Annotated in this window: 27 protein-coding genes and 1 pseudogene; 19 read left to right on the top strand and 9 right to left on the bottom strand. The window is 71.6% G+C overall.

Annotation, left to right across the window (positions count from 1 at the left end):
* Positions 1-259: 259 nt before the first annotated feature.
* Positions 260-556 carry a hypothetical protein gene (locus tag AMETH_RS22425; RefSeq protein WP_017983398.1) on the bottom strand — a complete coding sequence of 99 codons (297 nt, stop codon included), beginning with the start codon at positions 554-556 and terminating at the stop codon, positions 260-262.
* Between the two features lie 63 nt (positions 557-619).
* Positions 620-2,044, bottom strand: coding sequence for a type I glutamate--ammonia ligase (gene glnA / locus AMETH_RS22420; RefSeq protein WP_017983397.1), 1,425 nt, complete (start codon positions 2,042-2,044; stop codon positions 620-622).
* Positions 2,045-2,110: 66 nt separating this feature from the next.
* Here glnA and AMETH_RS22415 point away from each other — a divergent pair, with 66 nt between their 5' ends.
* Complete coding sequence (locus AMETH_RS22415) at positions 2,111-2,881, top strand: DUF5131 family protein (protein WP_017983396.1); 771 nt, start codon at positions 2,111-2,113, stop codon at positions 2,879-2,881.
* On the top strand, positions 2,878-3,333 hold the full coding sequence (locus AMETH_RS22410) for an SRPBCC domain-containing protein (protein ID WP_017983395.1): 456 nt from the start codon (positions 2,878-2,880) through the stop codon (positions 3,331-3,333). Before AMETH_RS22415 ends, AMETH_RS22410 begins: the two co-directional genes overlap by 4 nt.
* A 2-nt stretch (positions 3,334-3,335) precedes the next feature.
* Here AMETH_RS22410 and msrA read toward each other — a convergent pair whose 3' ends face one another.
* The 3 genes from msrA to AMETH_RS22400 all read right to left on the bottom strand — a co-directional run bounded on the left by msrA (position 3,336) and on the right by AMETH_RS22400 (position 4,763).
* Positions 3,336-3,857 (bottom strand): peptide-methionine (S)-S-oxide reductase MsrA, encoded by a 522-nt coding sequence (gene msrA / locus AMETH_RS22405; protein ID WP_017983394.1) that lies wholly within the window; start codon positions 3,855-3,857, stop codon positions 3,336-3,338.
* Between the two features lie 91 nt (positions 3,858-3,948).
* Positions 3,949-4,170, bottom strand: coding sequence for a GyrI-like domain-containing protein (locus tag AMETH_RS40665; protein ID WP_267283446.1), 222 nt, complete (start codon positions 4,168-4,170; stop codon positions 3,949-3,951).
* Positions 4,167-4,763, bottom strand: a complete 597-nt coding sequence (locus tag AMETH_RS22400; RefSeq protein ID WP_223842908.1) for a MerR family transcriptional regulator — start codon at positions 4,761-4,763, stop codon at positions 4,167-4,169. The genes AMETH_RS40665 and AMETH_RS22400 overlap by 4 nt, the downstream gene beginning before the upstream one ends.
* Between AMETH_RS22400 and AMETH_RS22395 the strand changes: the two are divergent.
* The 10 genes and pseudogenes from AMETH_RS22395 to AMETH_RS22355 all read left to right on the top strand — a co-directional run.
* Positions 4,705-5,304, top strand: a pseudogene (locus AMETH_RS22395) (SDR family NAD(P)-dependent oxidoreductase); the annotation flags it as partial. The gene AMETH_RS22400 and the pseudogene AMETH_RS22395 overlap by 59 nt on opposite strands.
* A gap of 148 nt (positions 5,305-5,452) precedes the next feature.
* A complete protein-coding gene (locus AMETH_RS41650; protein WP_017983393.1) occupies positions 5,453-5,599 on the top strand; it encodes an SDR family oxidoreductase in 147 nt (48 codons plus the stop codon).
* A 9-nt stretch (positions 5,600-5,608) separates the two neighbouring features.
* The gene (locus tag AMETH_RS22390; RefSeq protein ID WP_017983392.1) at positions 5,609-5,914 is read left to right on the top strand and encodes a nuclear transport factor 2 family protein; all 306 of its coding nucleotides are present in this window, start codon (positions 5,609-5,611) and stop codon (positions 5,912-5,914) included.
* An 844-nt stretch (positions 5,915-6,758) separates the two neighbouring features.
* Positions 6,759-7,361 carry a hypothetical protein gene (locus AMETH_RS36000; RefSeq protein WP_051079433.1) on the top strand — a complete coding sequence of 201 codons (603 nt, stop codon included), beginning with the start codon at positions 6,759-6,761 and terminating at the stop codon, positions 7,359-7,361.
* Positions 7,362-7,370: 9 nt separating this feature from the next.
* A complete protein-coding gene (locus AMETH_RS22380) occupies positions 7,371-8,132 on the top strand; it encodes an SDR family oxidoreductase (protein WP_017983391.1) in 762 nt (253 codons plus the stop codon).
* Positions 8,129-9,034, top strand: coding sequence for an SDR family oxidoreductase (locus AMETH_RS22375; RefSeq protein WP_017983390.1), 906 nt, complete (start codon positions 8,129-8,131; stop codon positions 9,032-9,034). Before AMETH_RS22380 ends, AMETH_RS22375 begins: the two co-directional genes overlap by 4 nt.
* On the top strand, positions 9,034-9,774 hold the full coding sequence (locus tag AMETH_RS22370) for an enoyl-CoA hydratase family protein (protein ID WP_017983389.1): 741 nt from the start codon (positions 9,034-9,036) through the stop codon (positions 9,772-9,774). Before AMETH_RS22375 ends, AMETH_RS22370 begins: the two co-directional genes overlap by 1 nt.
* On the top strand, positions 9,764-10,618 hold the full coding sequence (locus AMETH_RS22365) for a CoA transferase subunit A (RefSeq protein WP_026153259.1): 855 nt from the start codon (positions 9,764-9,766) through the stop codon (positions 10,616-10,618). Before AMETH_RS22370 ends, AMETH_RS22365 begins: the two co-directional genes overlap by 11 nt.
* Positions 10,615-11,334 carry a CoA-transferase subunit beta gene (locus tag AMETH_RS22360; protein WP_017983387.1) on the top strand — a complete coding sequence of 240 codons (720 nt, stop codon included), beginning with the start codon at positions 10,615-10,617 and terminating at the stop codon, positions 11,332-11,334. Before AMETH_RS22365 ends, AMETH_RS22360 begins: the two co-directional genes overlap by 4 nt.
* A gap of 2 nt (positions 11,335-11,336) precedes the next feature.
* Positions 11,337-12,380 (top strand): NAD(P)H-dependent flavin oxidoreductase, encoded by a 1,044-nt coding sequence (locus AMETH_RS22355; protein ID WP_026153258.1) that lies wholly within the window; start codon positions 11,337-11,339, stop codon positions 12,378-12,380.
* 180 nt (positions 12,381-12,560) lie between these two features.
* On the opposite strand, the gene AMETH_RS22350 is transcribed toward AMETH_RS22355, so the two are convergent.
* From AMETH_RS22350 to AMETH_RS22340, 3 genes are read right to left on the bottom strand one after another with little or no spacing between them, the layout of a single operon-like run.
* Positions 12,561-13,712, bottom strand: coding sequence for an acetyl-CoA C-acetyltransferase (locus AMETH_RS22350; RefSeq protein ID WP_026153257.1), 1,152 nt, complete (start codon positions 13,710-13,712; stop codon positions 12,561-12,563).
* Between the two features lie 9 nt (positions 13,713-13,721).
* Positions 13,722-14,492 carry an SDR family oxidoreductase gene (locus AMETH_RS22345; RefSeq protein ID WP_017983384.1) on the bottom strand — a complete coding sequence of 257 codons (771 nt, stop codon included), beginning with the start codon at positions 14,490-14,492 and terminating at the stop codon, positions 13,722-13,724.
* Complete coding sequence (locus AMETH_RS22340; RefSeq protein WP_017983383.1) at positions 14,489-15,628, bottom strand: acyl-CoA dehydrogenase family protein; 1,140 nt, start codon at positions 15,626-15,628, stop codon at positions 14,489-14,491. The genes AMETH_RS22345 and AMETH_RS22340 overlap by 4 nt, the downstream gene beginning before the upstream one ends.
* A gap of 83 nt (positions 15,629-15,711) precedes the next feature.
* Between AMETH_RS22340 and AMETH_RS22335 the strand changes: the two genes are divergently transcribed.
* The 5 genes from AMETH_RS22335 to AMETH_RS22315 are packed head-to-tail and all read left to right on the top strand — an operon-like array spanning position 15,712 to position 21,126.
* Positions 15,712-17,220 (top strand): FadD3 family acyl-CoA ligase, encoded by a 1,509-nt coding sequence (locus tag AMETH_RS22335; protein WP_017983382.1) that lies wholly within the window; start codon positions 15,712-15,714, stop codon positions 17,218-17,220.
* Between the two features lie 9 nt (positions 17,221-17,229).
* Positions 17,230-18,072 carry an enoyl-CoA hydratase gene (locus AMETH_RS22330; RefSeq protein WP_017983381.1) on the top strand — a complete coding sequence of 281 codons (843 nt, stop codon included), beginning with the start codon at positions 17,230-17,232 and terminating at the stop codon, positions 18,070-18,072.
* Positions 18,072-19,202 carry an acyl-CoA dehydrogenase family protein gene (locus AMETH_RS22325; protein ID WP_017983380.1) on the top strand — a complete coding sequence of 377 codons (1,131 nt, stop codon included), beginning with the start codon at positions 18,072-18,074 and terminating at the stop codon, positions 19,200-19,202. The genes AMETH_RS22330 and AMETH_RS22325 overlap by 1 nt, the downstream gene beginning before the upstream one ends.
* Positions 19,199-20,101 (top strand): acyl-CoA dehydrogenase family protein, encoded by a 903-nt coding sequence (locus tag AMETH_RS22320; protein WP_017983379.1) that lies wholly within the window; start codon positions 19,199-19,201, stop codon positions 20,099-20,101. The genes AMETH_RS22325 and AMETH_RS22320 overlap by 4 nt, the downstream gene beginning before the upstream one ends.
* Positions 20,098-21,126, top strand: coding sequence for an acyl-CoA dehydrogenase family protein (locus tag AMETH_RS22315; RefSeq protein WP_017983378.1), 1,029 nt, complete (start codon positions 20,098-20,100; stop codon positions 21,124-21,126). Before AMETH_RS22320 ends, AMETH_RS22315 begins: the two co-directional genes overlap by 4 nt.
* Here the strand turns inward: AMETH_RS22315 and AMETH_RS22310 are convergent.
* Complete coding sequence (locus AMETH_RS22310) at positions 21,123-21,941, bottom strand: MBL fold metallo-hydrolase (protein ID WP_017983377.1); 819 nt, start codon at positions 21,939-21,941, stop codon at positions 21,123-21,125. The genes AMETH_RS22315 and AMETH_RS22310 overlap by 4 nt on opposite strands.
* Positions 21,942-22,124: 183 nt before the next feature.
* On the opposite strand from AMETH_RS22310, the gene AMETH_RS22305 reads away from it, so the two are divergent.
* Positions 22,125-23,042, top strand: a complete 918-nt coding sequence (locus AMETH_RS22305) for an AurF N-oxygenase family protein (protein WP_017983376.1) — start codon at positions 22,125-22,127, stop codon at positions 23,040-23,042.
* Positions 23,043-23,044: 2 nt separating this feature from the next.
* Entirely contained in the window at positions 23,045-24,523 is a 1,479-nt protein-coding gene (locus AMETH_RS22300; RefSeq protein WP_017983375.1) for an FAD-dependent oxidoreductase, read from the top strand.
* The last annotated feature ends 200 nt before the right edge of the window (positions 24,524-24,723 follow it).

Genomic DNA, 24,723 nt, shown 5'->3' with positions numbered 1-24,723 from the left:
GCCAAGGGCGACGTCCCGCCACCACCTGCTACCGCGACTGGCTCTGGTCCCACTGACGTGATCCGCGGCACCAGGGCCCGGGAAGAAAGGGGCGCCTCATCGTCGGCGGCGGGTTCTCCTGGGTCGAGGGCTCGCGCCCCACGGAGCCGTACGTGCACCACACGGCACTTCCAGCACCGGCGGATCGTCGTCACCGGGCTGCCCGCGTGGCTCATGCACCGCGGCTACCACGTGCGCGCGGAGCAGGCCCGCGCGTCGCTCAGAGGCGCTCGTCGCGCATCACTTCCAGGTTGTGGAACACCGGGTCGCCCTCGCAGAGGGCCATCATCTCCTTCGCGAACCGGTCCGTCTCCGGCAGGGACGAGTTGCGCATGGCGTCCTCATAGGACGGGAACTCGACGAACTCCATGTAGGTGCCGGGGCGTTCCCGGTCGCTCATCAGCACCGCGTGCGTGGCGGTCCGCTTGCCCTGCGTCTCCGCCAGCCAGCGGTCCATCATGTCGTTCATCTGTTCCGGGTGCTCGGTCTTGTACTCGATAACCTGTACGAAAGTCATTTCCCGCTCCTTTTCAGCCCCGGGAGAGGTCATGGTCCGCCCCTGCCGCGCGGCGGTCAACACCTAGACGTCGTAGGTGAGCGCGAATTCGTACGGGTGCGGCCGCAGCCGGAGCGGGTCGATCTCCGTTTCGCGCTTGAAATCGATCCACGTCTCGATCACGTCCTCGGTGAACACGCCGCCCGCGAGGAGGAACTCGTGATCGGATTCGAGCCGGTCGATCACCGCCTCCAGCGACGCGGGCACCTGCGCCACGTCCCGCGCCTCCTCGGGCGGCAGCTCGTACAGGTCCTTGTCGATCGGCGATGGCGGCTCCAGCTTGTTGCGCACCCCGTCCAGCCCCGCCATCAGCATCGCGGAGAACGCCAGGTACGGGTTGCCCGAGGAGTCCGGGCAGCGGAACTCGATCCGCTTGGCCTTCGGCGACGAGCCGGTCACCGGGATCCGCACGCACGCCGACCGGTTCCGCTGCGAGTACACCAGGTTGATCGGCGCCTCGAAGCCCGGCACCAGCCGGTGGTAGGAGTTCGCCGTCGGGTTGGTGAACGCGAGCAGGCTCGGCGCGTGGTGCAGGATCCCGCCGACGTAGTGCCGCGCCAGGTCGGACAGCCCGCCGTAACCGGCCTCGTCGTAGAACAGCGGGCCGTTCTCGTCCCACAGCGACTGGTGGCAGTGCATGCCTGAGCCGTTGTCGTTGTACAGCGGCTTCGGCATGAAAGTAACCGTCTTGCCCTGCTCCCACGCCGTGTTCTTCACGACGTACTTGAACAGCTGCAGGTCGTCGGCCGCGTGCAGCAGCGTGTTGAACCGGTAGTTGATCTCGGCCTGGCCGCCGCTGCCGACCTCGTGGTGGGCCTTCTCCACCTCGATCCCGACGCCGGCCAGGTTGCGCACCATCTGGTCGCGCAGGTCGGCGAAGTGGTCGCGCGGCGACACCGGGAAGTAGCCCGCCTTGAACGGGGTCTTGTAGCCGAGGTTGCCGTGTTCCTCGTCGCGGCCGGTGTTCCACCAGCCCTCCACCGAGTCGACCTCGTAGAACGCGGTGTTCTCCACGTTGCCGAACCGCACCGAGTCGAAGATGTAGAACTCCGCCTCCGGGCCGAAGAACGCGCGGTCGGCGATGGTCGACTCGCTGATGTACTCCTCGGCCTTGCGGGCGATGTTGCGCGGGTCGCGGCTGTAGGACTCGCGGGTGAACGGGTCGTGCACGAAGAAGTTCATCAACAGCGTCTTCTCCGCGCGGAACGGGTCGACGCGCGCCGTGTAGGGGTCGGGCAGCAGCAGCATGTCCGACTCGTGGATCGACTGGAACCCGCGTACGGACGAGCCGTCGAAGGCGATCCCGTACTCGAAGGCGTCGGCGTCGAACGCCGCGGCGGGCACGGTGAAGTGCTGCATGATGCCGGGCAGGTCGCAGAACCGGACGTCGACGAACTCCACGTTCTCGTCGGCGAGGTAGCGCAGGACTTCGTCTGCGTTGGCGAACATGGCGGGCTCCTTTGCCGTCGCGGCCGTGGAGTCCCAGAGTCCTCGCGTCGGGGGTTCAATGGAAGGATGCGGGACGGCACCATCGAGACCGCGACGTGGAACCCGGCCACCGGTTGCGATCGGGTCAGCCCCGGATGCGACAACTGCTACGCGATGACCTTCGCGCGGCGGCTGCAGGCCATGGGCAGCCCCGCCTACACCCGCGACGGCGACCCCCGCACCAGCGGACCGGGTTTCGCCCTCACCCTGCACCCCGGGCGGCTGGCGGTCCCGTCGCGCTGGCGAGCGCCCCGGCTGGTGTTCACCGGCTCGATGACCGACCTGTTCCACCCCCGCGTGCCCGAGGACTTCCTCGCCGACGTGCTCGACGCGATGGCGCGCGCCCCGCAGCACACGTACTTCGCGCTCACCAAACGGCCGGCGCGGATGGCGGCCGTGCTGGCGCGGCTCGCGCCGGAGCCGCTGCCGCACGTGTGGTGGGGCGTGACGATCGAGAGCAACGACCAGGCCGGGCGCGCCGACCGGCTCCGCGAAACCCCGGCCGCGGTGCGGTTCCTGTCCCTGCAACCGCTGCTCGGCCCGCTGCCGGACCTGGATCTGACGGGGCTCGACTGGGTCTACGCCGGCGGCGAGTCGGGGCCGCACGCGCGCCCGATGGCGGCCGAGTGGGTCCGGCCGGTGCGGGACCGGTGCGTGGCGGCGGGGATCCCGTTCCTGTTCAAGCAGTGGGGCGGCCGGACCCGCAACGCCGGCGGGCGGCTCCTCGACGGGCGCACCTGGGACGAGATGCCGGGAGGCTGGACACCCGGCGGCCGGCGCGCCAGGGTGTCGCCATGACTTCGACGAGCGTTTCCGGGTTCGTGCGCGCGCCGCGCCGGGAGGTCTACCGCGCTCTGGTCGACGGCGAGGCGATCGCGACGTGGCGGGTGCCGGACCGGATGACGGCCAGGGTGCACGAGTTCGACGCCCGCGAGGGCGGGCGGTTCCGGGTGTCGCTGGTCTACGACGACCCCGGCCGCGAGGGCAAGTCCGGCGGTGCCGCCGACACCTACACCGGCCACTTCGCGGTGCTCGAGCCGGGGCGGCGGGTCGTCGAGGTGATCGAGTTCGACAGCGCCGACCCGGCTTCCCAGGGCACGATGACCATGACGACCACCCTCGCCGACGCCGAGGGCGGCACGAAGGTGGTCATCCGGCACGACGGGGTGCCGGCCTCGGTCGCCCCGGAGGACAACGAGACCGGAACCCGGATGGCGCTGGCCAAGCTGGCCGCGTTCGTCGAACGCTGAGGTCAGACGACGTACTGCGCGAAGGACTTGCGCACCTTGTTCACCTTCGGCAGCGCGACCGCGAGGCAGTAGCCCTGGCCGGGGTTCTTGGCGAAGAAGTCCTGGTGGTACTCCTCGGCGCGGTAGAACTCGCCCAGCGGCTCCAGGGTGGTCACGATCTGGCCGTCCCACCAGTCGCCGGCGCGCTTGATGGCCGCTTCGAACTCGGCGCGCTGCGTGTCGTCGGCGTAGAACATCGCCGAGCGGTACTGGGTGCCGACGTCGGCGCCCTGGCGGTTCAGCTGCCGCGGGTCGTGCAGGGTGAAGAACACGTCGAGGATGACCTCGGCCGGGATGACCGTCTCGTCGAACGTCACCGCGACGGCCTCCGCGTGCCCGGTCCGCCCGGTGCACACCTGCTCGTACGACGGCTGGGCCGTGTCGCCGCCGGTGTAGCCGGACACCACGTCCTGCACCCCGCGCATCGTCCGGTAGACCGCGTCAAGGCACCAGAAGCACCCGCCGGCCAGCACGAACGTCCGCATCTCGCATCACCTCTCACCCAGTAGTCCGGCTTGCACCGGGTCAACCCCGCGTGCCGGTCCAGTATTCCGCGCCACGTCCCTTGTGGACTCCTCAGGCCGGGGTGACGCGGAAGACCGGCCACCCGATCTCGGTCCGCCACGCCGCCGGGGCGGAGGTGTCGCGTGGACCGCTGAGGTAGACCTCGCGCACCGGGCCGGTCACGGCGAGCGCGTGCTCCACCACCCAGCGGCCGAGTTCGCCGTAGGTGACGTCGATCGTGTCGTGGTCGCCCGGGTGGGTGGCGACCGCGAGTTCCGCGGCGGGCAGCGTCACCGGCCGCACCCGACCGGTGGGCGTGGGTGGTTCGGTGACCGGCAGGTGGACCAGCATGCGGCCGCGGCCGTGGGTGAACAGCTCGTTGCCGTACAGGCCGCCGGGCGGGCCGGCCGGGTCGGCCACCACCGCGTCCAGCTCGGCCATCGCGCCCGCGTACCAGGCGAGCACGTCCGCCTCCGCGACGGTCCCCCGACCGCGGCGACGGTCGTGGCCGGTGTCCGGCGCAGCTCGACCGCCAGTTCGCCGGGCTCGGGGGTGAGCAGCCTGCGCAGCGACGTGACCGCCGCGCGGGTGCGTTCCAGCTGGTCCTCCAGCCGCCGCAGGTGCTCGCCGACCAGCAGGGCCCTGGCTTCCGGGGCGGGGCTGCCCAGGATGCGGCGCACCTCGGACAGTGGCACGTCGAGCTCGCGCAGCCGGTGAATCACCTGCGCGGCCGGGATCTGCGCCGCGTCGTAGTAGCGGTAGCCGGTGGCCGGGTCGACGCGGGCGGGTTCGAGCAGTCCGGCGTCGTGGTAGCGGCGCAGCGTGCGGATGCTCAGGTGGGTCAGCTTCGCGAACTCGCCGATGGCCAGCACCAGCGGATTCTGCACCCTCTCCCGGGGGGAGGGTCGAGCGCTTGACCCTCTCGCGCGGGCACGCCGGAGTGTGCGGGGCATGAACGAATCCCTGGAGGGGCGGCGCGCCCTGGTGACCGGCGGCGGGCGGGGCACCCGCGCGGCCGTCGTCGCCCGCCTGCGTGCTGCCGGTGCTGATGTCCTGGCCACCGCCCGCACCCGCCCGGAACACGCCGACGGCCCGTTCGTCACGGCTGACGTCACGGCGCCCGGCGGGGTCGACACGGTGGTGCGGGAGGTGCGTGACCGGTTCGGGGCGCTGGACATCCTGGTGCACACGGTGGGCGGGTCGTCCGCGCCGGGCGGCGGGTTCGCGGCGCTGACCGACCGGCACTGGCAGGACGAGCTCGACCTGAACCTGCTGGCCGCCGTGCGCCTGGACCGGGCGCGGCGCTGCTGCCGGACGTGGCGGCGGGCGGGGGCGGTCGTGCACGTGTCGTCCATCCAGCGGCCGCTGCCGCTGTTCGAGGCGACGCTCGGATACGCGGCCGCGAAGGCCGCGCTCACCACGTACAGCAAGGGGCTGGCGACGGAGCTGGCGCCGCGCGGGGTGCGGGTGAACGTGGTCTCCCCCGGGCGCGATCCGCACCTCCGCGGCGGATGCCCTGGTCGCGCGCCTGGCCGAGGCGGACGGCGTCGACGAGCGGGCCGCGTGGGACCGGCTGATGGCCGCGCTCGGCGGCATCCCGATGGGCAGGCCCGCGCTGCCGGAGGAGGTGGCGGAGCTGGTGGCGTTCCTGGTGTCCGACCGGGCGGCCGCCATCACGGGCGCGGAACACACGATCGACGGCGGCACGGTGCCGACCGTCTGAGGAGGAACGATGGCCGAACTGCCACCGGCGATCCGCGACTACTTGGCTGGTCCGAGCGCCGCGGGCTTCACCCCTGATGCCGTGGTCACCGACGACGGCCGGACCTACCGGGGGCGAGACGAGATCGACGGGTGGCTACGCCGCGCGGCCACGGAATACCAGTACACGGCCACGCTGATGGGGGTTTCCCCCGCGGCGGGCGAGTGGACGGTGACGCAGCACCTGACCGGGGAGTTCCCTGGTGGGGAGGTGGACCTGAGCTACCGGTTCCGGCTGCGCGGGGAGCGGATCGCTGTGCTGACGATCGCTCCCTGAGCCTTCGGGGCTGGCGTCCTGGGCGCTGAGGTTCACACGCCCGGCCTGTGCGGCCGGCGCCAGGCCTGGCGCCGGCCGCACAGGCCGCTGGGCCTGCGGCGCCACTCTGCGGTCGGGATTCACCGGTGGGCTCGCGGGTCTGCGGTCGAGGGCTGGCCCGGTGGCCGATCGCCCGGGCGCTCAGCCGCTCGATGCGGCCGGGCGCGCTCGGGCCTGGCAATCGCCGGTGGGATCATGGTCAGCGGTCGAGCACCAGCCCCGGCAACCGGTCGCCCAGGTGGTCGCCCGCGTCGGGTGCGGAGGGTCAGCGTTCGGCCGTTCGCGTCGACCTCCACCAGGCCCTCCGTGCGCAGCCGGGTCAGGATCGCATGCCCGAGGGCGCCTCCCAGGTGCGGGCGGCGCAACGTGCGGTCCAGGCAGCTCGTCGCCGTCTTGCGGCGGCCCGCCGTCAGGGAGTCCGCGTCGATGCCCAGAATCCTCCTGATCGCGGTCGAGGGTCTGTCGATGGCCGCGTTCGTGTTCGCCCACCACGTCGCGGTATTCCTGGCCGTCGCGGTCGTCAACACGGCCGCCGACCGCGCCACCGCCGGGGTCCGCACCGCCTACGTCGCGCAGCTGGCCGACGAGGGGACCCGGGTGGCGCACCTGGCCCGGCAGCGGGTCGCCAGTCACCTCGGCTACACCGTCGGCGCGGGGGCCGGCGCGGTTTGTCTCACGCTGGGCAGTCCGGCCGCGTTCCACGTCCTGATTGCGGTCAACGCGGTCACCTCACTGGCGTACGCCGCGCTGCTCACCCGTTTTCCGGTGGTGCGGCCGGTCGCGCGGGCGCGCAGGCCGCGCGACCGTGCTCGCCGACCCCGCGTTCCTCGCCGTCGTCTCGACGACCGGCCTGCTTTCGCTGTGCTGGGGCCTGGTTTCGACCGCGCTTCCGCTGTGGCTGGTCCGCGACACGCACCTGCCCGCTGGGCTGGCGGGCGTGGTCGTCATCGTCAACTCGCTCGGCGTCGCGCTCCTGCAGGTCGTCGCGAGCCGCGGCTGCACCGGCCCGCGCCGCGGCGCCGCGCGGGCGGTCTGGTCGGGCGCCGCCCTCGCGCTGGCCTGCCTGCTGTTCGCCGCGACGGGTGGCGGCAGCGGCGCCATCGCCGTCGGCCTGGTGTTGCTCGCCGCGGCCGCCCACCTGGCCGGCGAGCTGTGGTTCATCGCCGCGAAGTGGGCGCTCACGCTCGACCTGACCCCGCCCGGCGCGACCGGCCGCTACCAGGGCCTGGCCGCCACGCACGTGGGGCCGCCCCGGCTGGTTCGTGCTCGCAGCGGTGTTCCTCGCCGCCGGGCTGGGCACGGCCCCGGCGGCTCGCTGGGCGGTCCGCACCCGGATGGAAACCGGTTCTCGTGCTGCGTGAACAGCGCGCAGACCAGCAAGCTTGTCCCAGATGAGAACATGTTCTAGTTTTGGGGTGTGGAGAGCGATCTGGGCCTGGCCGGTGCCGTGGTCCTGGTGACCGGGGGTGTCCGTGGCGTGGGCCGCGGCATCACGCGGGTGTTCCAGGACTGCGGCGCGCACGTGGTGACCTGCGCCAGGCGCGAGCCCGAGGAACCGGCAGGCGACTTCATCGCGTGCGATGTGCGGGATCCGGAGCAGGTGTCGGCGTTGATCGGCCGGATCGTGGACGAGCGTGGTCGTCTGGATGTGGTGGTGAACAACGCGGGTGGCAGTCCGTTGGCCTCCGCTGCGGAGGCGTCGCCGCGGTTTCACGACAAGATCGTGCAGTTGAACCTGTTGGCGCCGTTGCTGGTGGCGCAGCAGGCGAACGCGGTGATGCAGCGCCAGGACGGTGTCGGGTCGATCGTAATGATCTCCAGCGTGTCCGCCACGCGCCCCTCGCCCGGGACGGCCGCCTATGGGGCGGCCAAGGCCGGGCTGGACAACTTGACGGCGAGTTTGGCGGTGGAGTGGGCGCCGAAGGTGCGGGTCAACGCGCTGGATGTGGGTTTGGTGCGTACGGAGCAGGCGCATCTGCATTACGGCAGTGACGTGGCGGCGGTGGGCAAGACGGTGCCGTTGGGGCGGCTGGCGGAGCCGGAGGAGGTTGGGCGGTGTGCGGCGTTTTTGGCTTCGCCGCTGGCTTCGTATGTGTCGGGTGCGACGTTGAAGGTGCATGGCGGTGGTGAGGTGCCCGCGTTCCAGGCGGCCGCGGATGTCGATCGGGAGGGTTCATGACTGTGTGCCAGGACCGGGTGGTGATCGTGACCGGCGCGGGGCGCGGGATCGGGCGGGCGCATGCGCTGGCGTTCGCGGCGGAGGGTGCGCGGGTGGTGGTCAACGACGTCGGTGTGGCCCTGGATGGTTCCGCGGCCGGGGACGGTCCGGCCGCCCAGGTGGTGGCGGAGATCGAGGCGGCGGGCGGCAAAGCGGTCGCCAACACCGATGACGTGGCGGATTGGGCCGGGGCGCGGAACCTGATCGGCACCGCCGTTGAGCACTTCGGCCGCCTGGACGTGCTGGTGAACAACGCCGGTTTCGTGCGCGATCGGATGCTGGTCAACCTGGGTGAGGTGGAGTGGGACGCGGTGATCCGCGTGCACCTCAAGGGCCACTTCGCGCCGTTGCGGCATGCGGCGGAGTACTGGCGCGGTGAGGCGAAGGCCGGCCGGATGCCGAGCGCACGGGTGATCAACACCAGTTCCGGCGCCGGTCTGCTGGGCAGTGTCGGCCAGTCGAACTATTCGGCCGCGAAAGCAGGCATCGCCGGATTGACGGTCGTGGCTGCCGCGGAGCTGGCCCGCTACGGCGTGACGGTGAACGCGATCGCGCCCTCGGCCCGGACGCGGATGACCGAGGGTGTGTTCGCGGAGACGATGGCCCGGCCGGATGAGGGGTTTGATGCGATGGCGCCGGAGAACGTCTCGCCGTTGGTGGTGTGGCTGGGGAGCGTGGAGTCCGCGGGTGTGACGGGCCGGGTGTTCGAGGTGGAGGGCGGGAAGGTGTCGCTGGCGAAGGCGTGGCGGCATGGCCCGTCGGTCGACAAGGGCGCCCGGTGGGAGCCGTCGGAGCTGGGGCCGGTGGTGCAGAAGTTGATCGCCGAGGCGCCCGCGCCTGAACCCGTGTATGGAGCGTCCTGATGCCGGTTCTGACCAAACGCGACAGTCACGTCGAGACGATCACGGTGGATTTCCCGCCGGTGAACGCGTTGCCGGTGCATGGCTGGTTCGACCTCGCTGCCGTTGTGCGGGCCGCGGGGGAGGATCCGGATGTGCGCGTGGTGGTGCTGCGGGCGGAGGGTCGCGGGTTCAACGCCGGGGTGGATATCAAGGAGATCCAGCGCACCGCCGGGTACGAGGCACTCGTGGGCGCGAACAAGGGTTGCTATGCGGCTTTTGGTGCGGTGTATGACTGTGCGGTGCCGGTGGTGGCGGCGGTGCACGGGTTCTGTCTGGGCGGCGGGATCGGCCTGGTCGGGAACGCGGACGTGATCGTCGCGTCGGAGGATGCGACGTTCGGGGTGCCGGAGGTGGAGCGGGGTGCGCTGGGCGCGGCGACGCACTTGGCGCGGTTGGTGCCGCAGCATTTGATGCGCACGTTGTATTTCACGGCGCGGCAGATCAGTGCGGCGGAGTTGCATCGGCATGGCTCGGTGTATCGGGTGGTGCCGCGGGCGGAGCTGGACGAGGCGGCGCTGGCGGTGGCGCGGGACATCGCCGCGAAGGATCCGCGGGTGATCCGGGCGGCGAAGGAGGCGTTGAACGGTATCGACACCCAGCACGTGCACCGCAGTTACCGGTTCGAGCAGGGGTTCACCTTCGAACTGAACCTGCTGGGTGCCTCGGATGAGGCCCGGGAGGAGTTTCTCAATGGCCGATAAGCGCATGACCGCCGATGACGTGGCGGCGGAGGTCCGGGACGGCATGACGATCGGCATCGGCGGCTGGGGATCGCGCCGTAAGCCGATGGCGCTGGTGCGAGCATTGCTGCGGACTCCCGTGAAGGACCTGACCGTGGTGTCCTACGGCGGGCCCGACGTGGGGTTGTTGTACGCGGCGGGGAAGGTGCGGCGGGTGGTGTTCGGGTTCGTCACGCTGGACTCGATCCCGTTCGACCCGTGGTTCGGCCGCGCCCGGGAGACCGGGGCGATCGAGGTGACCGAATACGACGAGGGCATGTTCGCGGCGGCGCTCTCGGCGGCGGCGCAGCGGTTGCCGTTCCTGCCGCTGCGGGCGGGGCTGGGCTCCGAGGTGATGCGGGTCAATCCCGGTCTGCGCACCGTGCGCTCGCCCTATGCCGGTGGAGAAGAATTGGTGGCCGTGCCCGCGCAGGAGCTCGATGTGGCGCTGGTGCATTTGAACCGCGCCGACGCCCGCGGGAATGCGCAGTACCTCGGCCCGGATCCCTACTTCGACGACGTGTTCTGCCTGGCCGCGAAGAAGCGGTTCGTCTCCGTGGAGAAGGTGGTGGAGACGGCCGAGTTGACTGGGCCGGTGCAGTCGTTGCTGCTCAACCGCGGCTGCGTGGACGGGGTGGTGGAGGCGCCGCGCGGCGCGCACTTCACCACCGCGGTGCCCGATTACGGCCGGGACGAACGCTTCCAGAAGCACTACGTGGCCTGCGCGAAAGACCTGGACGCCTGGCCCGGGTTCGTAGACCGGTTCCTGTCCGGCGACGAGCGGCAGTATTTGTCCGAGGTGGATCGATTCGAGGCGGCGGCATGAGCGCGACCAGGGCCGAGATCGCCGTGGTGGCGGTGGCCGAACTGTTCCGCGGCGACGGCGAGATCGTGGCCAGCCCGATGGGTTACATCCCGTCACTGGGCGCGAAACTCGCCCGGCTGACCTTCGAACCCGACCTGCTGCTCTCCGACGGCGAGGCGTATCTGATCGATGTCGAGGGCACTGTGGAGGGGTGGCAGCCGTTCCGCAAGATGCTGGACACGATCGTCCCGCACGGACGGCGGCACGTGGTGATGGGCGCCAACCAGATCGACAAGTTCGGCAACCAGAACATCTCCGCCATCGGCGACCACGCCCGCCCGGCCAAGCAGCTGCTCGGGGTGCGGGGCGCGCCGGGCAACACCGCCAACCACCGCACCAGCTACTGGGTGCCCCGCCACAGCCCCCGCGTGTTCGTCGAATCCGTGGACATCGTGTCCGGCGTGGGCTACGACAACGCCGCCAAGGCCGGACTGAAGTACCACGACGTGCACCGGGTGGTGACCAACCTCGGCGTGTTCGACTTCGCCACCCCCGACCACTCCATGCGCGCCGTCTCACTGCACCCCGGCGTCACCCCCGAAGAGGTCGCGGCGGCAAGCGGTTTCGACATCGACCTGTCCTCGGCAGGCGTGAGCCGCGAGCCCACTGACGAGGAGCTGCGGCTGATCCGCGATCTGGACCCGAAGGGCTTGCGGGACAAGGAAGTCCCGTCATGACCATGGACACCGCGCTGACCCGCCTGGTCGGGGTGCGGCACCCGGTCGTGCAGACCGGGATGGGCTGGGTCGCGGGGCCGCGGCTGGTGTCGGCCACCGCCGAAGCCGGCGGGTTGGGCATCCTCGCGTCGGCCACGATGACCTACCTCGAACTCGAAGCCGCCATCACGGAGGTCAAGCAGCGCACCGACCAGCCCTTCGGGGTGAACCTCCGCGCGGACGCGGGAGACGCGGGGGACCGGGTGGACCTGCTGATCCGGGAGGGCGTGCGGGTCGCCTCCTTCGCGCTCGCGCCGCGCCAGGAGATGATCGCCAAACTCCGCGATCACGGCATCGTGGTGATCCCCTCCATCGGCGCGGCCCGGCACGCCGAAAAAGTCGCCGCCTGGGGCGCCGATGCGGTCATCGTGCAGGGTGGCGAGGGCGGCGGCCACACCGGGGGAGTCGCTACCACCCTCCTGTTGCCCTCGGTTCTCGACGCGGTGGACATCCCCGTCGTCGCGGCGGGCGGGTTCTTCGACGGCCGCGGACTCGCCGCCGCACTCGCCTACGGCGCGGCCGGGGTCGCGATGGGGACACGGTTCCTGCTGAGCAAGGAAAGCACCGTGCCGGAGGAGGTCAAGCGGGTCTACCTCGCCCAGGGCCTGGCGGGCACGGTGGTGACGCGGCGCGTCGACGGCCTGCCGCACCGCGTATTGCGCACCGAGCTGGTCGAGAAACTGGAAGACACCGGCCGGGTTCGGGGCACACTGCAGGCGGCCCGCAACGCCCTGCGCTTCCGCAAGCTCACCGGCCTCTCACTGCCCGCCATGATCCGCGAAGGCCTCGCGATGAAACACGGCAACGAGATGACCTGGAGCCAGATCATCATGGCCGCCAACACCCCGATGCTCCTGCGCGCCGGCCTGGCCGAAGGCCGCACCGACGCGGGCGTCCTCGCCTCCGGCCAAGTCGTCGGCATGATCGACGACCTGCCAACGGTGGCCGACATCGTGGCGGGAACCGTGCACCAGGCAGAGGAGATCCTCCAGCGGCTGGGTGGTTGAGGGGAGGGCGGCGCGTCCAGGGAAGGGTGCGGTGCCCGGCGGCCCGAGTCGGGCTGCCCGCCCCGCTCCGCCGGGGGTGCCCGCCCGCCGCGCCGGGGCTGAACGTGCGGTCCACGGCGGCGCGCCCCTCGGCTGGGCTCCTGGGCGAGCCGTCCAACGCTGCGCCGGTTTCCCGCTCGGTCACAACCTTTCGGTGATCGTGACGTTGGCGGTGCCGCCGCCTTCGCACATGGTTTGCAGGCCGTAGCGGCCGTTGCGGCGTTCCAGTTCGTGCAGGAGGGTGGCCAGCAGTTTGGTGCCGGTGGCGCCGATGGGGTGGCCGAGGGCGATGCCGCCGCCGTTGACGTTGACTCGGTCGGGGTTGGCGCCGGTTTCGTCGAGCCAGGCCAGGACGACGCTGGCGAAGGCTTCGTTGACCTCGAAGAGGTCGATGTCGTCCACCGTGAGGCCGGCCTTGCGGAGGGCGTGGGCGGTGGCGGGGATGGGGCCGATGAGCATCCACACCGGGTCGGCCGCCCGGACGGAGATGTGGTGGATGCGGGCGCGTGGGGTGAGTCCGTGTTCCTGGACGAACGCTTCGGAGGCGATCAGCGCCGCGCTGGCGCCGTCGGAGATCTGGCTCGCCACGGCGGCCGTCAAACGGGAGCCTTCGGAGAGTGGCTTGAGTCCCTGCATGCGTTCGAGGCTGGTGTCGCGGCGCGGGCCCTCGTCCACCGAGAAGCCGTCGACCGGGGCGATCTCTGCGGTGAATCGGCCGGTGTCGATGGCGGCGAGGGCGCGCTGGTGGCTGCGCAGTGCGTAGGCTTCCATGGCTTCGCGAGTGATGTCCCAGTGTTCGGCGATCATGTCGGCGCTGCGGAACTGGGACACCTCGGCGCTGCCGTAGCGTTCCTGCCAGCCCTTGGAGCCGGAGAACGGGTCGTCGAAGCCGTACTCCCGCCCGGCGAGCATGGCGGCGCTGATGGGGATGCGGCTCATGTTCTGCACCCCGCCGGCCACCACCAGGTCCTGCGTCCCGGACAGCACCGCCTGCGCGGCGAAGTGCACGGCCTGCTGGCTCGACCCGCACTGCCGGTCCACGGTCACCCCGGGCACGTGGTCCGGGTAGCCGGCGGCCAGCCACGCGGTGCGGGCGATGTTGCCGGATTGCGGGCCGAGGGTGTCGGTGCAGCCGAGGATGACGTCGTCGACCAGGTCCGGGTCCACCCCGGCCCGCGACACGACCGCCCGGATGATGTGCGCGGCCAGGTCGGCGGGGTGCCACCCGGACAGGGCGCCGCCGCGGCGGCCGACGGGGGTGCGCACGGCGTCGAGGAGAAAGGCTTCAGGCACAACGGCTCCCTAGGGGTGCTGGCTGGACACGGAGACGACCTCGCCGGTCAGATACGAGGCGTAGTCGCTGGCGAGGAACACCATCACATTGGCCACCTCCCACGGCTCCGCCGCCCGCCCGAACGCCTCCCGTCCCTCCAGTTCCCGCAGCAATTCATCGCTGGTCACTTTGGCGAGGAACGGGTGCATCGCCAGACTCGGTGCCACGGCGTTGATCCGCACCCCGTGCTCGGCGGCGTCCAGCGCGGAACACCGGGTGAGGGCCATGACTCCGGCCTTGGCGGCGGCGTAGTGGGCTTGCCCGGCTTGCGCCCGCCATCCGATCACCGACGCGTTGTTGACGATCGCCCCGCCGCCGCCCTGCGCCACGAACTGCCGCAGCACCGCCCGGGTGCAGCGAAAGGTGCCGGTCAACGTGATGTCGAGAACGCGCGACCATTCCTCGTCGGTCATCTCCAGCACCGACCGGGTGCCGCCCAGACCGGCATTGTTGATCATCACATCGATCCGGCCGAACTGCCGCACCGCGCCCGCGACCAACCCCTGAACCTGCGATTCGTCAGTGACGTCGCAGGTGATCGCGTGGACCTTGCCCAGCTCCGCCAGCTCGGCGGCCTTCTCGGCGAGGCGGCGTTCGTGCCAGTCGCTGATCACCACGCTCGCGCCCTCTTCCAGGCAGCGTTTCGCGACCGCGGAGCCGATGCCGGTGCCCGCGGCGGCGGTGACCACCACGACTTTGTCCTCCAGCAGGTGGCGTCCGGGTGGGTAGGCGGGGATCACCGGGCCTCCTTGGGCAGGCCGAGCACCCGCTCGGCGATGATGTTGCGTTCGATCTCGTCCGAGCCGCCGTAGATGGTGTCGGCCCGGGTGAACAGGAACAGCCGTTGCCACTCGTCCAGCTCGCCGTCAGCGACCAGCGACCGCGCGCCCCGCGCCCGCACCGCCAGCTCGCCGAGCCCGCGGTGCCACTGCGCCCACATCAGCTTGCCGACCGCGACCTGCGGCCCCGCCGCCTGCCCCAGCGTCCGCAACGCGTGCGCCCGCAGCACCCGCAGGCCTATCCGGGCGCGCTCCAGATCGGCGCGCAGCAGCGGGTCCTCCCACGTGCCCAGCCGCTTGGCCTCCGCCTCGATACCGTCCAGTTCGCGGCGGAACCCGATCTGCTGCCCGAGCGTGGACACCCCGCGTTCGAAGCCGAGGGTGGCCATCGCGATCCGCCACCCCTCACCCGGGCCACCCACCACCATCGCCGCGGGGGTGCGGGCGTCGTCGAAGAACACTTCGTTGAACTCCGAGGTCCCGGTCAGCTGCTGGATCGGCCGCACCGTCACCCCGTCCTGCCGCAACGGCACCAGCAGATAGGACAACCCGCGGTGCCGCTGCGACCCCCGCTCGGTGCGGGCCAGCACGAAACACCAGTCCGCCACGTGCGCCAGCGACGTCCAGATCTTCTGCCCGTTGACCACCCACTCGCCGTCCCGCAACTCCGCCGAGGTGGACACCGCCGCCAGATCCGACCCGGCCCCGGGCTCGGAATAGCCCTGACACCACAGCTCCTCCACCGCCACGATCTTCGGCAGGAACCGCGCGCGCTGCTCCGGCGTGCCGAACGCGATCAACGTCGGCCCCAGCAACTGCTCCCCGATGTGGTTCACCCGCGCCGGCGCCCCCGAGGCCGCGTACTCCTCGTGGAAGGCCACCTGCTCCTCCAGCGACAACCCGCGCCCGCCGAACTCCACCGGCCAGCCCACACACGTCCACCCCGCCGCCGCCAGGCGCCGCTCCCACGCCAGCCGCAGGTCGAACGCCTCGTGCTCCCGCCCCGGCCCGCCCAGCCCACGCAACGCCGCGAACTCACCGGTCAGGTTGTCCGCCAGCCACTCCGCGACCTCGCGGCGGAACCGCGTCAGCTCCAACGCACGCCTCCTTGCTGCCCAGCCCACCGGGCACCTAGGGTAATGAGAACACGTTCTAGTTTCCCGGTCCAGGGGAGGGTGCGGTGGGGCAGACCACGATCCCGGCCGTCGTCCGTGACGCCGCGGCGAAGTTCGGCTCGTCGGAGGTGCTGGTCGACGGCGGTGTCCGGCTCGATTTCCGGCAACTCCTGGAACGTGTTCAAGCCGTCGCCGGGGCGTTCGCGGCGCGCGGGGTCCTGCCCGGCGACCGGGTCGCGATCAACCTGCCGAACACGCACCACTGGGTCCTGTCCGCGCTCGGCGCGCTGTACGCGGGCGCGGTCCTGGTGCCGGTCAACACGCGGTTCACCGCCGCGGAGACAGTGGACCTGCTGGTCCGCAGCCGCGCCAAGGCGCTCGTCGTCGCGGCGGACTTCCTCGGCACCGACCGGTTCGCCGCGATCAAGGCGACCGGCGCCGCGCTGCCCGGCCTCGGCACCGTCGTCCGCGTCCCGCTCGAACAACCGCACAGCCCCGTCGAGGGCACCCTAGGCTGGGACGAGTTCCTCGCCGAACGCGTGCCCGCGGCCGACGTCGAGGCACGCGCGGATGCCGTCCAGCCCGGCGACGTCAGCGACATCCTGTTCACCTCGGGCACCACCGGCCGTTCGAAGGGCGTGTTGTCCTCCCACCGCCAGGTGGTCGACGTGGCGGCGGCGTGGGCGGAGTGCGGCAGGGTCACCGCCGACGACCGGTACTTGGTGATCAACCCGTTCTTCCACAGCTTCGGCTACAAGGCCGGGATCGTGGTCGCCCTGCTGACCGGGGCCACGCTCGTGCCGCAGGCGGTGTTCGACGTGCGGGCCACCCTGGCGACGATCCGCCGCGAGCGGATCTCCGTGCTGCCCGGCGCGCCGACGATCTTCCAGGCATTGCTCCAGGAAGCGGACCGCGGCGACACCTCGTCGCTGCGCCTCGCGGTCACCGGCGCGGCCACCGTGCCCGCCTCGCTGGTCCGGCGCATGCGGGCCGAGCTGGGGTTCGACACCGTGTTGACCGCCTACGGGCTGACCGAGGCGGTCGTGGTGACGATGTGCCGCCCCGGCGACGACGCGGAGCTGGTCGCGCGCACGTCCGGCCGGGCCACCGCCGGCTTCGAGGTTGAGGTCCGCGGTTCCGAGGTCGTCGTCCGTGGGCCCAACGTGATGTTCGGCTACCTCGACGACCCGGAGGCGACCGCGCAGGCGATCGACGAGCAGGGCTGGCTGCACACCGGTGACGTCGGCGAACTCGACGACGCGGGCTACCTCACCCTCACCGGAAGGCTCAAGGACATGTACATCTGCGGCGGGTTCAACGTCTACCCGGCGGAGGTCGAGCACGTCCTGACCGAACTGGACGGCGTGCGCGACGTCGCCGTCGTCGGAGTGCCGGACGAGCGCTTGGGCGAGGTCGGCAAGGCGTTCGTCGTCGGCGCCGGGCTGACGACCGAGCAGGTGATCGGGTTCTGCCGGGAGCGGCTGGCCAACTACAAGGTCCCGCGGCTCGTCGAATTCGTGGACGAGCTGCCCCGCAACGCTTCCGGCAAGGTGCTGAAGCGGCAGCTGAGGTGAGGAGCACGCATGAGTGAGGACGTCGTCCGCTATGAGCGCCGGGGCGCGGTGGCGGTGGTGACGATGAATCGCCCGGAGTACCGCAACGCGCAGAACTCGGCGATGACTTACGCGCTGGATGCCGCGTTCACCCGGGCGGTGGACGATGCCGAGGTGAAGGTGATCGTGCTGGCGGGGGAGGGCAAGCACTTCTCGGCCGGCCACGACATCGGCACGCCGGGCCGGGATGTGGACCAGAGTTTCGAGCGGCGGGCGGTGGTGTGGTGGGACCACACGACGCGGGAGGGTGGGGATCAGCGGTTCGCCCGGGAGTCGGAGGTGTATCTGGGGATGTGCCGCCGGTGGCGGGAGATCCCGAAACCGATGATCGCTTCGGTGCAGGGGGCGTGTATCGCGGGCGGGCTGATGCTGGCCTGGGTCTGCGATGTGATCGTGGCTTCCGACGACGCGTTCTTCGCCGATCCGGTGGTGCGGATGGGGATTCCGGGCGTGGAGTACTTCGCGCATCCGTGGGTGCTGGGTCCGAGGGCGGCGAAGGAGGTCCTGTTCACCGGGGAGCGGTTCGGCGTGCGGCAGGCCAAGGAGTGGGGCATGGTCAACCGGGTGGTGCCGCGCGCCGAGCTCGAAGCGCGGACTGTTGAGCTGGCGGAGACGATCGCGCGGATGCCGCAGTTCGGGCTGGCGCTGGCGAAGAAGGCGGTCAACCAGGCCGAGGACCTGATGGGACTGCGGTCCGGGATGGACTCGGTGTTCGGGCTGCACCACTTCGCGCATGCCCACAACGCCGAAACCTCCACCGATTCCCTCGGTGGGCAGGACGCGCGCTCGATGCGGGACGGGGCGCAGCGCTGATGGACCTCGACATCGATGCCGAGTCGGTGGCGTTCCGGGACGAGGTGCGGGAGTGGCTGGCGGCGCATGTGCCCACGCTCCCGTCGATGGACACCGCGGAAGGGTTCGCGGCGCACCGGGAGTGGGAGGCGCAGCTGGCGGACGCGCGGTTGTCGGTGGTGTCCTGGCCGCGCGAGTACGGCGGGCGGGACGCGTCACTGTTGCAGTGGGTGCTGTTCGAGGAGGAGTACTACGCCGCGCGCGCACCCGGGCGGGTCAGCCAGAACGGGATCTTCATGCTGGGGCCGACGCTGTTCGCGCATGGGACCCAGGAGCAGCGGGACCGGATCCTGCCGGCCATGGCCCGGGGTGAGCAGGTGTGGGCGCAGGCCTGGTCCGAACCCGAAGCCGGCAGCGACATCGCCGCGTTGCGCAGCAGCGCGGTGCGCACCGAGGGCGGGTGGCTGCTGTCCGGGCAGAAAACCTGGTCCTCCCGCGCGGCCTTCGCCGACCGCGCGTTCGGGTTGTTCCGCACCGACCCGGGCGAGCGGCGGCACCGCGGGCTGACGTATTTAATGTTCGACCTGCGCGCCGAGGGTGTGACGGTGCGGCCGATCCCGCAGCTGGACGGGGAGCCGGGGTTCGCCGAGATCTTTCTGGACAACGTGTTCGTGCCCGATGCGGACGTGATCGGCGAACCGGGCCAGGGGTGGCGGGTCGCGATGACCACCGCCAACAACGAGCGCGGCCTGTCGCTGCGCAGTCCCGGCCGCTTCCTCGCCGCCGCGAACCGGCTCGTGGACCTGTGGCGCTCGGCTGGGGAACCGGCCGCCTCGCGGGACCGGGTGGCTGACGCGTGGATCGGGGCGCGCGCCTACCAGCTCTACACCTTCGGCACCGTCTCCCGGCTGGCCGAGGGCGGCGAGCTCGGACCGGAATCCAGCGTCAACAAGCTGTTCTGGTCCCACCTCGACCTCGGCTTGCACGACACCGCGCTCGACATCCTCGGCCCGCACGCCGAAACCGACCGGGCGTGGGTGGAGGGCTACCTGTTCTCCCTCGCCGGCCCGATCTACGGCGGCACCGACCAGATCCAGCGCAACACCATCGCCGAACGACTCCTGGGACTGCCGAAGGAGGCCCGCCGATGAGGTTCGCGCTCTCCGCCGAACACCGGGACTTCGCCACCAGCTTGCACGCCTACCTCGCCGGAGCCGACACCCCCGGCGCCGCCCGCGCCTGGGCGCACGGGCGGCACGAACCCGGCCTCAAGGTTCTGCGCGGCCTCGCTGAACTGGGCGTGCCCGCCCTGCTGATCGACGAAGCCCACGGCGGGCTCGGCGCCGGTCCGGTCGACCTGGTGGTGGCCTTCGAAGCCCTGGGCTACCATGCCGTCCCCGGACCGCTGGTGGAAACCGCCGCGGTCGCGCCCGCCGCGCTGACCGGGGCGGCGGCGGAGCGGTGGCTGCCGTCTCTGGCCGCCGGGGAGGCGTTCGCGACGGTACCGGTGCCGCTTGCGCTGGACGCCGACATCGCCGCCGTCGTCGTAGGTGCCGAGGTCGTGGGCCAGCCCGAGCTGGTCCGATCAATCGACCCCACCCGGCGGCTCTTCCGAGTCGACGCACCCCCGCTGACCGGCGGCAGGGCCTTCGACCTGGGGGTTCTCGCCGTGGCCGCGCAGCTGCTCGGCGCCGGGCGATGGCTGCTGGACGCCGCGGTCGCCTACGCGAAGCAACGCAGCCAGTACGATCGGCTGATCGGCGAGTACCAGGCGATCAGGCACCTGCTCGCCGACGTCGTGACCCACCTCGAACTCGCCCGGCCCCTGGTGCACGCCGCCGCCGTCACCGCCAGCCCACAGGACATCTCCGCCGCCAAGGTCAAGGCGGGCGACGCCGCCTACCTCGCCGCCCGCACCGCCCTGCAGGTCCACGGCGCCATCGGCTACACCGCCGGACACGACCTCGGCCTGCGGCTGACCAAAGTCCGGGCACTGGCCGGCGCCTGGGGTGACAGCGGGTTCCACCGCGAGCGGGTGCTGGCGCGATGAGCCACGTCGATCCGATGTGGACGGAGGAGGCGCGGGCGCTGCGCGAGTCGGTGCGGACGTTGCTGGCCCGCCGGTCCGGGCCGGAGGCGGTGCGTGCCGCGATGGCCGCACCCCTCGGCTACGACGACGAGCTGTGGTCGACGCTGTGCGAGCAGATCGGCGTCGCGGCGCTGGCGATCCCGGAGGAGTACGGGGGCGCGGGCGCCGGACTGGCCGAGGTGTGCGTGGTGCTGGAGGAGCTGGGCCGCACCCTCACCCCGGCCCCCATGCTCGGCTCGGCAGTGCTGTGCGGGCAGGCCCTGCTGCTGACCGGGAACGACGAGGCGTGCCGGCGGCTGCTGCCCGGCATCGCGGCGGGCAGCAGCCTGGCCGCGCTGGCGTGGTCCGATGAGGACGGACGCTGGTCGCCGGCGTGCGAGTTCCGGGACGGGCGCGTCGACGGCCGGGCGCACTACGTCCTCGACGGCGACCACGCCGACGTCCTGCTGGTGGTGGCCCGGACCCCGGACGGCCCCGGCCTGTTCGAGGTCGCACCGGCCGACGCCCGGCGGGCAGCAGTGACGACCCTCGACCCGACGCGCCGTCTCGCGGTGGTGACGGTGTCGAACGCCCCCGCGCGGCGGCTGGACACCGGCGGGTTCGACACCGAGCGGCTGCGCTGGGCCGCGGCCATGGCGCTGGCCGCCGAGCAGACCGGCGCCGCGGCCAGGGCGCTGGAGCTGACCGTCGAGTACACCAAGCAGCGGCGCCAGTTCGGCAGGCCCATCGGCGGCTTCCAGGCGCTCAAGCACCGGATGGCCGACGTGCACGTCCAGGTCGAGGCGGCCCGCTCGGCGTTGTACGGCGCCTTGACCGGGGACGACTTCGAGCTGGACGCGGCGACCGCGAAAACCGTGTGCTCGGCGGCGCTGCGGCACGCCGCGGCGGAGATGATCCAGCTGCACGGGGGGGTCGCGATCACCTGGGAGCACGACGCGCACCTGTACTTCAAGCGCGCCCACGGCAGCTCGCTGTTGTTCGGTTAGGACACCGGGTGCGGCTCCGGCGGCTCGAAGGTCGCCAGCATCTGCTCCAGCGCCGCCTGGTCCGGGCCGACGAACGGGTCCGCGCCGGGAGCCAGGGACACCCGGTCGAGGAACTCCGCCGCGCGCCCTGGCGCCGGGGGCAGGTGGGTGCTCAGGACGACCGCGGGGTCGAACGTCCGCAGCGGCGCCATCGACGCGAGGTAGCGGTCCCCGTCGACGTTGTGCACCCACGGGCTGTCCACGGCGGCCCACAACAGCTGGCCGGCGTGCAGCGCGTCGGCTGGGGCGTTCGCGACGTCCCCGCACGTGGCGAGTTCCGCGGTCGGCATCGGGGCGCCGAAGCAGTCCGAGCTGAAGCACACCCCGTTGCTGTGGTCGAAGAAGCCGACCGTCGCCGGGTTGTCGAACAGCGGCGGTCGGAAGCCGGTCAGCCGCCTGTCGCGCGCGTCCAGGGACTGGCCGGGGTTGAGCAGGTGCACGCGGTCGATGGGCAGCGGCCGCTCGGTCGACATGATGCCCATCGCGAGGTAGGTGGTGACCAGGCGGGCGCGCGGAGCCAGTTCGAGCAGGTCGAACAGGGCGCCCGTGTGGTCGCGGTCCGGGTGGGTGAGCCAGATCCACCGCACGTCGGCAGGGTCGATCACCGCCCCGAGCGCGTCCAGGAAGCCGCGTCCGGGCAGGCTCAGCCCGGTGTCGACGACGATCGGCTCGGCGCCGTGCACGACGAACGCGTTGACGGGGAGGAAGCCGATGCCGGGCACCTCGAGTTGGTCGCTCAGGACGCTCACGTCGCGCCCGATCCTGTTGATCTCCATGGCATCCGCCCTTCCTGAGCTGGTGCCGGACACGGTAGGCCCGCCAGGCGCCGGCGCGATTGGGCCGAAATACCCGTTTCAGGAAATCGCGGTGCTCGGTCACGAACGGTCGCTTGCGCTGCCGCCGATGTGTGTTACCTTGGGTAACCGTAAACCGAAGTAACAGGCAGTCGGGAGGGTGCCATGACCAGCGTCGGCGCACAGGAGCACTCGGACACTGCGCAGCCTGACCACCGGTCGGTCGCGCAGCGGTTGCTCGACTCGTCCGAGACGTTGTCCTACGACCCCGTCAAGGAGGTCGACTGGGACACCCCGCTGGACACGAGCTACCACGGCGCGAGCCCGGAGTGGAGCACCCTGTACGGGACCGCGTACTGGAACGAGATGACCCCCGAGCAGCAGCGCGAGCTGACCCGCCAGGAGGCGGCGTCGGTGGCGAGCACCGGCATCTGGTTCGAGATGATCCTGCAGCAGATGGTGCTGCGCGACTTCTACGCCAAGGACCCGACCGACCCGGCGTTCCAGTGGGCGCTCACCGAGATCGCCGACGAGTGCCGCCACTCGATCATGTTCGCGCGCGGCGCGGCGAAGCTGCGGGCCCCGGCCTACCGCCCGCGCCGCCTCGCCGTCGAGCTGGGCCGGTTGTTCAAGACGACCGCCCGTGGCGAGGCGGCCTACGCGGCGATCCTGGTCGCCGAAGAGGTCCTCGACGTCATGCAGCGCGACTGGATGCGTGACGAGCGCGTGGTGCCGTTCGTGCGCACCATCAACAACATCCACGTCGTCGAGGAGTCGCGGCACATGAAGTTCGCCCGCGAGGAGACCCGCGAGCGGCTGAAGAAGACCGGGCCGCTGGGCCGCCAGTACAACGCGCTCGTCGTGTCCATCGCCGCGTACTTCATCGTCAGCAGCATGTGGAACCCCCAGGTGTATGCGAACGCCGGCCTCGACACCAAGCGGGCGCTGCGCGAGGCGAAGGCCAACGAGCACCACAAGTCGATGCTGCGGTCGAGCTGCGCCGGGCTGATGGAGTTCCTGGACTCGGCAGGCCTGCTGACCAAGGCCGCGACGGTCTTCTACAAGCGCGCGAACCTCCTCTAGTCATGGCCTTCGCGATCACCCAGACCTGCTGCAACGACGCGTCGTGCGTCGCGGTGTGCCCGGTCAACTGCATCCACCCGACGCCGGACGAGCCGGACTTCGGCACCACCGAGATGCTCTACATCGACCCGCGCAGCTGCATCGACTGCGGCGCGTGCGCCGACGCCTGCCCGGTCGACGCGATCTTCCCGGTGGACGCGCTGGCCGAGTCGATGCGGCCCTACGCCGGGATCAACGCGGAGTTCTGCGCCGACCGCGAGCCGGCCGTGGCCGACCCCGCGCCGAACTTCCACGCGTGGGGCCCGCCGGTGTTCAGCCGCACCATCCCGGCCGACTTCCCGGCGCTGGACGTCGCCGTGGTCGGCACCGGCCCGGCCGGCATGTACGCGGTCGAGGACCTGTTGCTGCACACCAGTTCCCGGGTCACGCTGATCGACCGGCTGCCGGTCGCGGGCGGGCTGGTGCGGTACGGGGTCGCGCCGGACCACCCGTCCACCAAGAAGATCGGGGAGACGTTCGCGCGGTACCACCACCACCCACGGCTGCGGATGCGGCTGGGCGTCGAGGTGGGCCGGGACGTCACGGTGGACGAGCTGGCGCGCCGCCACGACGCGGTCATCTACGCGGTCGGCGCGTCCTCGGCGCGGCGGCTGGGGATCGCGGGCGAGGACCTGGACGGCAGCGTGGCGGCGACGACGGTGGTGGCCTGGTACAACGGCCACCCGGACGTGCCCGCGGACGCGGTCGACCTGTCGGCGGAACGGCTCGTCGTGGTCGGGACGGGCAACGTCGCGCTGGATGTGGCGCGGATCCTGACCACCGACCCGCGCTCGCTGGCCGGCACTGCGATCGCCCCGGCCGCGCTGGAAACGCTGAAGTCCAGCCGCGTGCGGGAGGTCGTGCTGCTCGGCCGCCGCGGTCCGGAGGCTGCCGCGTACACCACGCCGGAGCTGCTGGCGCTGACCCAGCACGAGGACATCGATCTGGTCGTCGACGCGCACGACCCGCGCATCACCGAGGCGATCGACACGTCGCCGCGGGCCGCCCTGCTGCGCGACTGCAAGCAGGAGACGGTCGACTGGACGGCGCCGCCCCAGCCCGGCAAGCGGCGCATCGTGCTGCGGTTCCACTCCGCGCCGGAGGAGATCCTCGGCGCCTCGCGGGTGCGCGGGATCCGGGTGAGCGGGGACGTCGAGATCCCGGCGGGCGGCGTCGTGCGTGCCGTCGGCTACCGCGGCGCGCCACTGCCCGGGCTGCCGTTCGACGAGGACAGCGGCACGATCCCCAACGACGGCGGCCGCGTGACGCCGGGGACGTACGTGGTGGGCTGGATCAAGCGCGGGCCGTCCGGCGGGATCGGGGCCAACAAGGCGTGCGCCGAGGAGACGGTCGGCCGCCTGCTGGAGGACGCGATCGCCGGACGGTTGCGCACGACGCGCCGCAAGCCGGGCCTGGTGGCGCGCTTGGCACGCCGCGCCTGAGCCGTTCGCGGTCGGCTGGCAGTCCGGTGGCTGCCGCGGTGCGGTACGGGTGTCGGGTGCCCGTGCGGGTGCCGGCGCCGAAAAATCCGTGCGGCGGTGGCCGGCGCGTCGTGCTGCCGCGGCGCCGCCTGGCGGTCCCGCCAGCCTGGCTCTTCGGGGCGCGTTGATGGCTCTCGTGCCGACCCGCCGGAAGGACACGA

This window comes from Amycolatopsis methanolica 239, from assembly GCF_000739085.1.
GTDB lineage: Bacteria > Actinomycetota > Actinomycetes > Mycobacteriales > Pseudonocardiaceae > Amycolatopsis_E > Amycolatopsis_E methanolica.
This window is presented reverse-complemented; position numbering and strand designations above follow the sequence as displayed.

What these genes read in the sequence shown, in the direction of transcription:
- AMETH_RS22425 (WP_017983398.1), bottom strand. Translation starts at nt 556, where the DNA reads ATGACTTTCGTACAGGTTATCGAGTACAAGACCGAGCACCCGGAACAG.
- glnA (WP_017983397.1), bottom strand. Translation starts at nt 2,044, where the DNA reads ATGTTCGCCAACGCAGACGAAGTCCTGCGCTACCTCGCCGACGAGAAC.
- AMETH_RS22415 (WP_017983396.1), top strand. Translation starts at nt 2,111, where the DNA reads ATGCGGGACGGCACCATCGAGACCGCGACGTGGAACCCGGCCACCGGT.
- AMETH_RS22410 (WP_017983395.1), top strand. Translation starts at nt 2,878, where the DNA reads ATGACTTCGACGAGCGTTTCCGGGTTCGTGCGCGCGCCGCGCCGGGAG.
- msrA (WP_017983394.1), bottom strand. Translation starts at nt 3,857, where the DNA reads ATGCGGACGTTCGTGCTGGCCGGCGGGTGCTTCTGGTGCCTTGACGCG.
- AMETH_RS41650 (WP_017983393.1), top strand. Translation starts at nt 5,453, where the DNA reads ATGGCCGCGCTCGGCGGCATCCCGATGGGCAGGCCCGCGCTGCCGGAG.
- AMETH_RS22390 (WP_017983392.1), top strand. Translation starts at nt 5,609, where the DNA reads ATGGCCGAACTGCCACCGGCGATCCGCGACTACTTGGCTGGTCCGAGC.
- AMETH_RS22375 (WP_017983390.1), top strand. Translation starts at nt 8,129, where the DNA reads ATGACTGTGTGCCAGGACCGGGTGGTGATCGTGACCGGCGCGGGGCGC.
- AMETH_RS22370 (WP_017983389.1), top strand. Translation starts at nt 9,034, where the DNA reads ATGCCGGTTCTGACCAAACGCGACAGTCACGTCGAGACGATCACGGTG.
- AMETH_RS22365 (WP_026153259.1), top strand. Translation starts at nt 9,764, where the DNA reads ATGGCCGATAAGCGCATGACCGCCGATGACGTGGCGGCGGAGGTCCGG.
- AMETH_RS22360 (WP_017983387.1), top strand. Translation starts at nt 10,615, where the DNA reads ATGAGCGCGACCAGGGCCGAGATCGCCGTGGTGGCGGTGGCCGAACTG.
- AMETH_RS22355 (WP_026153258.1), top strand. Translation starts at nt 11,337, where the DNA reads ATGGACACCGCGCTGACCCGCCTGGTCGGGGTGCGGCACCCGGTCGTG.
- AMETH_RS22330 (WP_017983381.1), top strand. Translation starts at nt 17,230, where the DNA reads ATGAGTGAGGACGTCGTCCGCTATGAGCGCCGGGGCGCGGTGGCGGTG.
- AMETH_RS22325 (WP_017983380.1), top strand. Translation starts at nt 18,072, where the DNA reads ATGGACCTCGACATCGATGCCGAGTCGGTGGCGTTCCGGGACGAGGTG.
- AMETH_RS22320 (WP_017983379.1), top strand. Translation starts at nt 19,199, where the DNA reads ATGAGGTTCGCGCTCTCCGCCGAACACCGGGACTTCGCCACCAGCTTG.
- AMETH_RS22315 (WP_017983378.1), top strand. Translation starts at nt 20,098, where the DNA reads ATGAGCCACGTCGATCCGATGTGGACGGAGGAGGCGCGGGCGCTGCGC.
- AMETH_RS22310 (WP_017983377.1), bottom strand. Translation starts at nt 21,941, where the DNA reads ATGGAGATCAACAGGATCGGGCGCGACGTGAGCGTCCTGAGCGACCAA.
- AMETH_RS22305 (WP_017983376.1), top strand. Translation starts at nt 22,125, where the DNA reads ATGACCAGCGTCGGCGCACAGGAGCACTCGGACACTGCGCAGCCTGAC.
- AMETH_RS22300 (WP_017983375.1), top strand. Translation starts at nt 23,045, where the DNA reads ATGGCCTTCGCGATCACCCAGACCTGCTGCAACGACGCGTCGTGCGTC.